This window comes from Novosphingobium sp. AP12 (assembly GCF_000281975.1).
Classification (GTDB): Bacteria; Pseudomonadota; Alphaproteobacteria; order Sphingomonadales; family Sphingomonadaceae; genus Novosphingobium.
Window position 1 is genome coordinate 1 of record NZ_AKKE01000167.1, and the last position, 11039, is coordinate 11039.

General features: G+C 61.5%; 9 protein-coding genes and 2 pseudogenes. 4 read left to right on the forward strand and 7 right to left on the reverse strand.

From position 1 onward, the window contains the following. Window positions 1–209 precede the first annotated feature (209 nt). The 3 genes and pseudogenes from PMI02_RS28110 to PMI02_RS28120 all read left to right on the forward strand — a co-directional run. Window positions 210–527, forward strand: a pseudogene (locus tag PMI02_RS28110) (IS5 family transposase); the annotation flags it as partial. Further along, window positions 479–814, forward strand: coding sequence for a transposase (locus tag PMI02_RS28115; RefSeq protein WP_238539153.1), 336 nt, complete (start codon window positions 479–481; stop codon window positions 812–814). The pseudogene PMI02_RS28110 and the gene PMI02_RS28115, both read left to right, overlap by 49 nt. Then, a pseudogene (locus PMI02_RS28120) lies at window positions 804–1013 on the forward strand (transposase); the annotation flags it as partial. The gene PMI02_RS28115 and the pseudogene PMI02_RS28120, both read left to right, overlap by 11 nt. Here PMI02_RS28120 and PMI02_RS23485 read toward each other — a convergent pair. From PMI02_RS23485 to PMI02_RS23510, 6 genes are all read right to left on the reverse strand, one after another. After that, entirely contained in the window at window positions 1006–1758 is a 753-nt protein-coding gene (locus tag PMI02_RS23485) for an SDR family oxidoreductase (RefSeq protein ID WP_007687729.1), read from the reverse strand. The pseudogene PMI02_RS28120 and the gene PMI02_RS23485 overlap by 8 nt on opposite strands. Before the next feature lie 35 nt (window positions 1759–1793). After that, window positions 1794–2672 carry an NAD(P)-dependent oxidoreductase gene (locus PMI02_RS23490; protein ID WP_007687731.1) on the reverse strand — a complete coding sequence of 293 codons (879 nt, stop codon included), beginning with the start codon at window positions 2670–2672 and terminating at the stop codon, window positions 1794–1796. Window positions 2673–2698: 26 nt separating this feature from the next. Next, the gene (locus PMI02_RS23495) at window positions 2699–3658 is read right to left on the reverse strand and encodes an MBL fold metallo-hydrolase (protein ID WP_007687733.1); all 960 of its coding nucleotides are present in this window, start codon (window positions 3656–3658) and stop codon (window positions 2699–2701) included. 102 nt (window positions 3659–3760) lie between these two features. Then, window positions 3761–4885, reverse strand: coding sequence for an alkene reductase (locus PMI02_RS23500; protein ID WP_007687735.1), 1125 nt, complete (start codon window positions 4883–4885; stop codon window positions 3761–3763). A 78-nt stretch (window positions 4886–4963) separates the two neighbouring features. After that, on the reverse strand, window positions 4964–5266 hold the full coding sequence (locus PMI02_RS23505) for a UBP-type zinc finger domain-containing protein (protein ID WP_007687737.1): 303 nt from the start codon (window positions 5264–5266) through the stop codon (window positions 4964–4966). Beyond that, window positions 5263–6906 carry an FAD-dependent oxidoreductase gene (locus PMI02_RS23510; RefSeq protein ID WP_007687739.1) on the reverse strand — a complete coding sequence of 548 codons (1644 nt, stop codon included), beginning with the start codon at window positions 6904–6906 and terminating at the stop codon, window positions 5263–5265. Before PMI02_RS23510 ends, PMI02_RS23505 begins: the two co-directional genes overlap by 4 nt. Before the next feature lie 216 nt (window positions 6907–7122). Here PMI02_RS23510 and PMI02_RS23515 point away from each other — a divergent pair, with 216 nt between their 5' ends. Then, a complete protein-coding gene (locus PMI02_RS23515) occupies window positions 7123–7416 on the forward strand; it encodes a putative quinol monooxygenase (RefSeq protein ID WP_007687741.1) in 294 nt (97 codons plus the stop codon). 473 nt (window positions 7417–7889) lie between these two features. On the opposite strand, the gene PMI02_RS23520 is transcribed toward PMI02_RS23515, so the two are convergent. Next, window positions 7890–10742: a winged helix-turn-helix domain-containing protein gene (locus PMI02_RS23520; protein ID WP_007687743.1), complete on the reverse strand. Its 2853-nt coding sequence runs from the start codon at window positions 10740–10742 to the stop codon at window positions 7890–7892. Window positions 10743–11039 lie beyond the last annotated feature (297 nt).

Genomic DNA, 11039 nt, shown 5'->3' on the forward strand with positions numbered 1-11039 from the left:
TGGCGGTTCGCCGGCCGCCGATTGGCTTGATCTCGACCGGAAGTAAACTTGTCGATTTCGTTTCGGTTTAGCGAACCATTCCGCAATAATTGACAGTATGGCCTTATTATTGAGGCGAGCCCCTCCACTAGGTCGCGTTGACAAAAGGGATTCTCAATCGAGTTGAGTTCTGATTTAGGCATTTAAGTCTGCCTTTTGTAAGCGCAGTCATGGATCGCGGCGACCTGAACGACGCAGAATGGGAATTGATCGGGCCGCTGCTTCCGCCCGAGCGAGGCAGACATGCTCGTCCTGCCGGCGATAATCAACGCTACCTGAACGGGATGCTGCACGTCTTACGGGTTGGCTGCCCCTGGCGCGACATGCATGAGCGATATGGTAAGTGGAACTCGGTCTACGTCCGCTTCCGCCGTTGGGCTGAGCAGGGCGTCTGGGATGCCATGCTGCAAACGCTGGACGATCTCGGCCTGACCGACGACTGGCAGCACATGATCGACAGCACCACGATTCGCGACCATGTCTCGCCGGTTGGCGGAAAAGGGGGGCTTGTGCGCAGGCTTTTGGTCGATCACGCGGCGGCTTTACGTGCAACGTCCACGCCCGCTGCGACAATCAAGGCCTTTCTCTCGGCTTCCACCTGACAGGCGGCGAAGCTTCCGATTACGGCGAGGTCGATAGCTTGATGGCTATGCCGGTGCCAAAGCCTGCAGGCTTGCTCGCCGATAAGGGTTACGATGGCGACCGCTTCCGGGAAGACCTGCTCCTGAGAAACATCCTGCCCGTCATCCCGCCGCAAAGCACGAGAGCATCATGATTATCGCCGCTACCGCGATCGCAACCGCGTCGAGCGCATGTTTAGCTGCCTCAAACAACAGCGCCGCATCGCGACACGCTTCGAGAAAAACGCGCTATCCTACCTCAGCTTCCTCAACCTCGCCGCAGCAAGGCTCTGGCTGCAGCATTTTGTTAACGCGACCTGGTTAATGGAGCCCGTCGCAGGTGATTTCAGATAGATCGCGTCTGGCCACCGTCGACTCGGAACATCGACCCCGTCACGAAAGACGCAGGCTGGCTTGCCAGAAAGGCGACCACGGCACCGAACTCTGCGGGAGCCCCATAACGCCCGGTGGGTATCTCTAGGATCGAACTGCTCTGCGCTTCGGCCACGTCGATACCAAGTGTCTTGGATCGGCTTTCATCGATATCCCGCGATCTGTCGGTTGCGATCCTGCCTGGAAGGACCATGTTCACGGTGACACCGTTCTTTGCGACCTCGCTGGACAGCGTCTTGGACCAGCCAGCGATCGATCCACGAACGGCGTTGGAAATCGCGAGACCGGGGATGGGCTGTTCTACACCGGACGAACCGATCGTGATGATCCGCCCCCAGCCGGTGGCGATCATCGATGGCAGCAGGGCGTCGGTAATCTGAAAGAGCGACACCGCCATCGACTGGAAGTAGCGTGACCATTCCTCCGGTGGGACGCCCTGCGCAGTGCCGGCGCGAGGGCCACCCGTGTTCGCCACGAAAATGTCGAATGGTCCGACATTCTCCAGCACTTCGATCAAAGTCTGGATAGAGGTCGGGTCGGAGAGGTCGGCGGCATGGCCATGCATCTCCGGATCAGGAGCTGATCCGCTACGCGACACCGCATGCACCGTAACGCCCTCGGCGTGTAGTGCCCGCGCTGAGGCTGCGCCCAATCCGCGGCTCGCGCCCAGCACAAGCGCCCGTCGTCCTGCGATACCAAAATCCATTCAAGTCGCCTCCGGTTCGGAGCTTAGGTGGATTGTCATGCCTTTAGCGGTGACGCGGTAAGGCCAGCATTCTCACGTGTGACGAGCGCTACGCCGGCCCAATCGATATCCGGTCCATGCCGGGCGATTAACGTCAGCAGGTTGTTCCGGATGGCGCTGAGGAAGGGCATTGGCGTTTCGAGCGTTGTCGCCGCCGACGAGGCGAGGGTCATGTCCTTGAGACCCAGCGGTGCCGCAAAGCCAGCCGGCTGGAACCTCGCGCGCACCAGTATCTCCCCGTAGGTCTTGAAGACGGGCGCGCCGAACAGCGATTCCGTGAGGATTTCGAGCATAGCGGCAGGGGGGATGCCGCCTTTCTCGCCAAGGGTCATCGCTTCACCCATGCTGTTGATGGCGGACATCACCATGAAGTTTCCGCAGAGCTTCATTAAGTTCGCGGCGGACGGCGTTTCGCCGAGGTGGAAGGTTCGCTGGCCAACGTTTCGGAGGAGTGGGGCGGCAACCTCAAGCAGGTTCGGCTTGCCAGCAGCCACGACGAAAAGCGAGGCGGCTTCCGCAGCAGCGGGACGGCCGAAAACGGGCGCTGAAATGAAGCAGCCCTTATGCGCCTGGGTCAGCCGCTCGGCTAGCGTGACGCTGATGGTACTCTGCGAAACGTGGAGCGCCGGCGCGTTTAGGATACCATCATCTCCGAAGACGACTGCTTCTTCGGCTTTGTCGTCCGCCAGCATCGTCATCACGACTTCACCCTGCGCTGCGTTGGCAGGCGACGTCGCAAGTGTTGCCCCGGCTGCCACCAGCTTGGCTGCCTTCTCCGGCGACCGGTTCCAGACCGTTACGTCGTGACCGGCCTTAACCAGATTCATGGCAATCGCCCCGCCCATGTGACCAAGTCCGATAAAACCGACCTTCATAGTTCGATCCTTTCATTGGACGTCACTCAGCGTAGTGGATGCCAAACAAATCCCTTGCCGCTGCGGATGATCGTACCAAAGCCCGGATAAGGGAAATGCCCAACATAGAGGCGCTGGCCTGACTGGGCCCATAGGCGCTCGCGTGCGATGCGGCTCTCCTTCGCTATCGGCTTGTCGCCGTCGAAGGCGATTAGCCACTCGGGATGTACGACAGAGGTGATGGAGTGGTGCATCGTGTCCCCGACGAACAGGACGGACTGCCGGCCCGACCCGATCATGTAGGCGGAGTGGCCCGGGGAATGGCCGCGGATATCGACCGCCTTGACCAACCCTGGGATTAGCGTGGCGTCCGGGTCGAACGTCGCAATCTTGGGCGTCACCGCAGTGATCAGTTCGTCGTGCTGGCCGATGAAATAGTCGGATTTCGCCTTTTCGTTAGTCATGCTGCGGAGCCATTGCCATTCGGCGCGTGAAATATGGACGGTCGCGTTGGGGAAGGCGAGCCGCCCTTCAGGGGTGATAAGGCCGCCGATATGGTCGCCATGTCCATGCGAAATGAAGACGTCGGTAATATCCTCCGGCCGCATTCGCGCACGCGCCAAGGATGAGAGGATATGGCCTGCGCCAGTGCCGAAATTGCGACCGGCGCCGGTATCGAACAGCAGCACACGCTTCTCTGTTCGAACTAGGAGAGGCTGCAGGCTGAAAGCGAACTTATTGCTTGCAAGACGGTGCGCCCGTAGGACATCGGCGGTGACGTTGGTCGGCACGCCAAGCACGAACGCCCTGCCGTCATTCGGCATTTCGAACGCACCGTCTCTCAAAGCGAAACCGTGATAGCCAGCGATTGTGAGGGGCGCTGCCTGTAGCTCGACCGCCTGCTGCGCCGCCGCTTCCGATAGCTTGGGGAACATGAAGATCCCGGGGCTTGCTGCAAAAAATCCGCTCAGGCTTGCGAACAGCGCCGCCTTCCATGTGAGCTGCATGTTAACCTCATCGTGTGAATTCCGGTTGCATGGACTCTGAGTGCGCAATGAGCCGAGCGCATCTCTATTTTTGTGAAATTTTCTAAATCCATACGCTCAACGTTAGCGGGTGAACGGTGGATAATCGATATAGCCTGCGGCCCCACCGCCATAGAAGGTAGTGCGGTCGGCGAGACTGAGCGGCCAGTTATTGCGGAAACGAGCCACGAGGTCGGGATTGGAGATGAAGGGCTGACCGAAGGCGGCGAGGTCGATCGTCCCGTCCTCGATCAGCACCTCTGCTCGATCGCGAGTCATGCCGCCCGCAAGGATAATCGCCGTTTCTGGTAGGTACGTGCGTATGTTGCGTATTAATGCATGCAACTTACGGCTGGTATCACCCGCCTCGCTGTCGTCTATACGAAAGCTGCCCTGATCCATGACATGAATATAGGCGATGCCGCGGCTCCCCAGTTCACCGGCGAGCACCCTGTAGGTTTCCTCGGTTTCGGGATAGGCTGGCATATCGAAGAGCTGGCCGTAGGGCGTGAGACGAATGCCCACCCGCTCACGCCCGATCACAGCAATGACTGCATCAACCACTTCGAGCGTGAAGCGCAGCCGGTTCTCCAGCGACTGCGGCCCATATTGGTCGGTCCGGTCGTTTACGAGCGGATTCATGAACTGCTCGAAAAGATACCCGCATGCGCCGTGAAGCTCGACACCGTCAAACTCGGCCTTCAGCGCGTTTTTGGCCGCTCGAGCGAAGTCGTTGACCACGCGGCCGATCTCCTCGGTCGCGAGCGGGCGCGGTGTCGACGCTGCGATCAGATTGGGCTTCCCCGCGTCGTCGCGGCCAAAGGCGAGCGCGCCGATGGCCGTCTTCGTGCTAGGGCTGACCGGAGTTCTACCGTCTTCCTGGATGGAAGGGTGCGAGACCCGGCCGACATGCCAGAGCTGGGCGAACATCTTGCCGCCGACGGCATGCACAGAGCGGGTTGTCAGGCGCCAGCCAAGAATCTGTTCAGCGGTGAAGATGCCTGGATTGAAAAGGTAACCCTGTCCCGCGCGTGAGATCGGCGTCCCTTCGCTGATGATCAGCCCCGCCGTAGCGCGCTGCGTATAGTAAAGTGCAATGCGCTCGGTCGCGACATCGTCGGGAGCGCGGGCACGGGTGAGCGGGGCCATGACAATTCGGTTGGCAAGCATCGAGGCGCCAAGGCGAAAGGGTTCGAATAGCTTTAGCAACGGTTTGTTCCGGTCGTCAAAAGTGCTGCTTCGGCAGTGAGAATATACTTGATCGCCCCGCCCCCAATTTCGCGTGGCTCAATAATATCGTGGGATCGGCCCACTCTGCGGGGTCTGATCGGGCAGGTCGACCTCCATCTCGTCCACATAGCACCAGCCCCAGCCTTCAGGCGGGTCATAGCCTTCCATGATCGGATGGCCGGTCTCGTGATAGTGCGCAGTGGCGTGGCGATGCGGGGACTGGTCGCAGCAGCCGACATGGCCGCAGAATCGACAAATGCGCAAATGGACCCACGGCGTACCGATCATGAGGCATTCTTGGCAACCGCGCGCGCTCGGGATGACATCGCGGACGGCACCGTAGTGCTGGCATATGCTCATTGCCGTTCCTTAACTCTTTCGCTCGCCAACATGGCGTGGATTTGGGAAACGACGGCGGCGCCTTCACCGACGGCCGCCGCGACGCGTTTGGTTGAGGATGCCCTCACATCCCCAATCGCAAACACGCGGGACAGGCTCGTCTCGAGCGCAAGCGGACCTTTGCCGGTGATGACGAAGCCCTTGTCGTCAATGTCGACGCAATCGTGGAGCCAGCCGGTGTTGGGGTCCGCGCCGATAAACAGGAAGAGGTGATGGAGATTGCAGCGGTGCGTCGAGCCGTCGATCCGATTTCGGAACGTGGCGGCCGAGAGGCCCGAGGCGGCATCGCCTTCGAGGCCGACCACCTCGCTGCCGACATGTAGTTCTACATTCGGCAGCGCGGCGATGCGCTCGATCAGGTAGCTCGACATCGTCTGTTCGAGCGGCCGGCGCACGAAAAGGTGAAGTCGGCGGACCTGCGGCGCCAGAAATACGATGGCTTGGCCCGCGCTATTGCCGCCGCCGACCAGCGCTACTTCCTCGCCGGCGCACAGACGGGCCTCGATCGGTGAGGCCCAGTAGGACACCCCATTGCCTTCAAACTCAGCAAGGTTGGGGATTTCGGGACGGCGGTAGCTCGCTCCCGATGCGATCACGACCGCCTTGGCTATGACGCGCGTGCCGCCAGCGATCTCAAGAATAGGTTCCTTGCCCGAGCAGTCGAGCCGGTCCACATGTATCGGGACGCCGATCTCGGCTCCAAATTTGATGGCCTGGTTGAAGGCGCGGCCTGCTAGCGCCCGACCGGAAATGCCGGTCGGGAATCCTAGATAATTTTCGATCCGCGAGGAGGCGCCGGCTTGGCCGCCGGTGTTGCGTCCATCGAACACAACGACGGACAGACCTTCCGAGGCAGCATAGACTGCCGCGGCGAGCCCGGCGGGGCCAGCGCCGACAATTGCGACGTCGAAACGCGCCCCATCCTTCATGGCAGGCGCGATGCCAAGACAAGTCGCCAGTTCCATTTCCGTAGGGTCGCGCAGGAAAGTGCCGTCAGGGCACACGACGAGCGGCAGTTCGGTAGGCGGTACGCCGATGCGCTCGATGAGAGCCTTACCTTGCGCGTCGGTCATCGCATCGAGGACGAGGTTGGGATAGCCGGCGCGGGTGAGGAAGCCTTGCAGCCGTACAACTTTAGGGCTCGCCGGCGCTCCGACCAGAATGGTACCGGCTTCGGCATCTTCGATCAGCTCGACCCGGCGCAAAATCAGCGCGCGCATGACGATTTCGCCGAGGTCGGCGGTGCCGATCATCAGCGCCCGCAGATGGGCCGCATCAAACGGGATCGCCGTGCATCCCTCCGGACCTGCCCGTCCTCCGGAGATGGAGGGACGGCCGGCAAGCGCGTTCACCTCACCACTGAACTGACCGACCACATAGCTCGTGACCGAGGCTTCGCCCCTTAGGCCGCGCCGTCGACTCAACTCTATCTCGCCGTCAATCACCAGCCACGAGGGCGTGTCGAGCGCCCCGATCGCAAAGACAATTTCGCCCGGCGCGAAGTTCCGCTCCGGCCCACTTGCGAACCGACGCGCGCTTTCGACCTGGTGGGCGGTTAGCGTGGGATATATCTGGTCTTTGCGGGTGTCCAAAATGCCCATGAGTACACTAGTTCTCGACGAGTTTGTGTTGTTGGGTGCTGCTTGGCGCGGGCTCGCTTCTGCAAATTTCGCCATGCGCGGTGATTTGGCAAGGGTGCGGACCGTGCGCCCTGGCACAAGCGTGTTTCACTATCTCCGGTTGCTCCGGCAGTCCTTTAGTGTGACCGTGCCGAAAGCCTGCCGGCCGCCATCGGCTCGATCAGAAAGGATTGCCGCTTGCCCGCCAACGTGAAGATCGTCGCCGTTCTGGCGCCCAAGGTCGGTAAGGCAGATGCGCTGGAAGCGCTGCTGCGCGGGATGCTCGAGCCGAGCCGCGCCGAGCCCGGCAATCTGCGTTACGACCTCTGGCAGGAAGCAAGCGCGGGCCGATTCATCCTCGACGAGCTCTATGTCGACCAAGCCGCGGTCAATTCCCATCGGGCGACCGGCCATTTCCAGAGCTATCTTGGCAAGATCGAAGAGCTGGCCGAGCGGCTGGTGTTGGTCGGCCATCCCGTCGATATCGGCTGAGTGGGCGAGGGTGCTTTATATTCGATGGCTCTAGGAAGGTCTTCGCTTACGCGCACGCTGTTCGAACCGTTGAACCGAGCGTGCTCGAATCTGAGTGAGCAATTGTCCAGACCGCGAAGCCATCCCTCGTTGCAACCCTCAGTGTCGGACTACACTTTCCTCGTCCTCGCGTGGAAGCGCGCCATGTCGATGCTGAATGGGGCTGGTTATGACGCCATAGTTGCTGCCGCGCCGCGCGATATGGACCGCCTAGGCTGGCCAGTCAGTTTGGTCGGCATGCAGCCGGTGTTGACGCAGGTGCCGCTGGCCAGATGCGGAAGAGATGATCCACGAGCGCAACTCGCGCCCCGCAATGAGTGCGGGACGATCTCGCATCCAAAGGGTCAAGTCGGCGCAACCGTATCCGTGAAAGCCTGGTGGCATCGATCGCGGCCTTCGCGCGAGAAGGTGGGCGACTGAAGCTGATGGCGGCCCTATGGGGCCCCACTCGTGATCTCCCCGAGCAGCGCGCTCGCCTTCAACACGTCCGTGCTTGCGAAATCGGGGTCGAACTGGGCGTAGACGGGCGCAAGCTGGATCGTGGCCTCGGTCTTTCGGCCGGTCGCGACGTGAAGCTCAGCGAGCGTCGTAACGGCGCGGAGCTTGAACGACAGGGCACCGATCTCACTCGCCTGTTGGGCAGCGGCGACCAAGGTTGCCTCCGCAGCGCTGACGTCGCCGTCGCGCCATTCGAGGACGCCGCGCATCCGCAGGATCTCCGCCTTGCACCAGTCCTCCGACTGCACATCGAGGTGCGACAATGCCTGTGACACGGCCGTGCGCGCGATCTCGACCCTGTCGTAGCGCAGCGCCGCGTCGGCCAACACGGCCAGATACATCGGCACCCGGATGAGGAAGTTGTTGGCGACCAGCCTGTCCACAGCCGCACGCATCACTTCGATCCCGGCGGACACATCGCTCAAAGCATCAATCGCTCCCTGATAGAAGCGGCAGACCGGCGCCCAGATAGCGGTCTCATGTAATGAAAGGTTATGGGCGAGTGTCGCAACGTACTCGCGGGCAAGATCAAGTTCGCCGAATTGCAGGGTCAGCGGAAGGCCGATCTGGGCGAGCGCGTTGGATTGTGAGACGCGGTGATTCAACTCCGCGGCCCGTCTGAGCGCAGATACCGCAAGTTCCTTAGCTCGGCGATAGTTGCCGCTGATCCAGACTGCGTTGGCGAGACCGACACGGATGCCCACGAGCCTGTCGACCTGGAAGCGCGCCATGCGGGCTTGGGCGGCGATCGCGTTATACTCGTCTTCTAGCGAAGACAGACCATCGAGCGCCTCGCGAATATCGCCGAGATAGAAGCGCGTCATCAGCGTCAGGCGGCGGCCGTCGGGAATTGCAGTGCGCTCATTCCCAGTCGTGGCAAGGTCCATAAAGGCGTCGAGGGATGTGAGTGCCCGTCGGTGACGACCGGAGAAGCTCTCAAGTACCGCTTTTCCCCATAGGGCACGCAACTGATATTCGACACTGCCGACCGAGCGGGCGAGCCGGTAGCCCTCCTCCCAAGTCGCATCGGCCTCAGGCCCGAGATTGTCGGAGAAGTTCAGGGCGGCGCCGTAGGACGCCATGAGCTTCATCTTGAGCCTGTCGTCGACCACCTGGCCCGCCGCGACGCGGCGCAGCGCGCGTTCGACCCGGATATGGCTTTCGCCGACGGTTGAGAGTTCATCCCAAAGTGGAATGGCGGCGACCGTGAGCCGGATGGCGAGCAGCGTGTCGCCGCCATCCCCCTCAGCCCAGTCGATCGCTTTGCGAACATCGTTCGCGCGCGGTGCATAGGCGGTGGTCCAGTCGACTCGATCGCGCCATTGCCACTCCTGCTCAGCATTTTCGAACAGCGCAAGGAAGTAGTGCGCGTAGTTCGAGTAGGCGGCGGTCATTTCCTTTTTTTGAATCAGGGCACCCGCGGCAAAGCTGCGAGTGCTTTCCAGGAAACGATAGCGAACGCCATTTAACCCGTAGGTGGCTACTAGTAGAGATTTGGCGACCAGCGCGCCGGTCCAGGCGGCAATCTCCTCGAGAGGCCCATCGACGCCGGCCGCTACTCCCAGGATGTCCTCGATGGAGAAGGACGAAGCAAAGACCGACAGTAGGCGGAACAGCCGAGCCTCGCGTGGCGAGAGCAATTGATAGCTCCAGTCGAGCGTCGCCAGCAGCGTCTGGTGCCGGCTTGGTCCACTGTCGCCGCCGCGGTCGAGAATCGAAAAGGTTCGGTCGATCAAGCGCAACAGCGTGCGTGGATCGGAGGCGATGAGTTGCGGCACGGCAAGTTCTATCGCGAGCGCTAGGCCGTCCAACCGCCGGCAAATCGCTGCGATCGTGGGGGCATCGGCATCCACGAAGCGATAGCCGTGAGCCTCCTCCGCGCGTCGGACGAAGAGCGCGATCGCAGGATATTCCAGGGCTTGTACGGCGGTGAGAGCTTTACCAGCGGCCGGAACGTCCAGCGGGGCCAGGCGAAATACGGCCTCGCTGCGCGAATGGAGGGCTTCCCGGCTCGTCGCGAGGATTCGTGCGCTCGGAACGGCCGTCACGATCTGCTCCGCGATTGTCGCTACCGCGCTAAGGAGATGCTCGCAATTGTCGAGAAGGAGCAAAAACTTCTTCTGATGGAGAGCGTCTATAAGCCCCGCGACGACGGCATCGCGCTCAATGCCCAGAGCAAGGCCAATAGCCGGTACTACAAGTTGGGAATCGTCGATCGCAGCCAAGTCCACGAACCCTATACCGTTCGAGAACCGATCCTCAAGGTGACGCGCCGTGGCGACCGCAAGCGTGGTTTTCCCAACACCGGCAGGGCCCACAACGGTGACTAACCGGTTTTCCAGGAGCCTCTCGCCGAGATGCGCAACGTCGCCGCTGCGTCCGATCAGGTCCGGTATCACCGGGAGTTCACCGGCATGGGCTCGAAGCGGATCGAGGCGGGCATCGGTCGAGCCGTCGATCACCTGAACCTCGGCCACAAACCGGTAGCCGCGGTTTGGTACAGTGGCAATGAAGTCGCGCCGGTCGCCGTTCTGAAGAGCTTTGCGTAGGCTCGAAATGTTCACCTTCAGATTGCTCTCGTGGAGATGCGTGCCAGGCCAGACATATTCGAGCAGTTCGTCTTTGGTGACGACCTTGCCGGCACGGGCAAGGAGCAGGTGAAGGAGGTCCACCGCTCTCGACCCGATGGTGACCGATACATCATTATGAAGCAGAAGATGCCGGCTCGGAATGAACCGGAAGGCGCCGAACCGGTATTCGGTATTGGGTGTGTCGATTGACGTAATCATCGAAACGACGTGCTCCCCCCGACAGGGAACGGAGAGGAACGGGCGCGCTTTCCCAGCGCCTCGATGTGCGCGTTCCCAATCACCAAAGTATCGCTCCGTTCAATGTAGTCGCGATGTCATGGCTGCAGGCGGCAGGGCACATCGCTCGATGTCTAATCGGCAGCGATCTCGGCGCAACCGGATAGACCGCACGGCGCTTGTGCACAGCTGCACAGTCCATCAAATCGCGCCGGACGCCGGACGCCGGACGCCGGACGCCGGACGCCGGACGCCGGACGCCGGACGCCGGACGCCGGA

Coding starts and splice junctions, on each gene's coding strand:
- PMI02_RS23485 (WP_007687729.1), bottom strand. CDS start 1,758: ATGGATTTTGGTATCGCAGGACGACGGGCGCTTGTGCTGGGCGCGAGC.
- PMI02_RS23490 (WP_007687731.1), bottom strand. CDS start 2,672: ATGAAGGTCGGTTTTATCGGACTTGGTCACATGGGCGGGGCGATTGCC.
- PMI02_RS23495 (WP_007687733.1), bottom strand. CDS start 3,658: ATGCAGCTCACATGGAAGGCGGCGCTGTTCGCAAGCCTGAGCGGATTT.
- PMI02_RS23505 (WP_007687737.1), bottom strand. CDS start 5,266: ATGAGCATATGCCAGCACTACGGTGCCGTCCGCGATGTCATCCCGAGC.
- PMI02_RS23510 (WP_007687739.1), bottom strand. CDS start 6,906: ATGGGCATTTTGGACACCCGCAAAGACCAGATATATCCCACGCTAACC.
- PMI02_RS23520 (WP_007687743.1), bottom strand. CDS start 10,742: ATGATTACGTCAATCGACACACCCAATACCGAATACCGGTTCGGCGCC.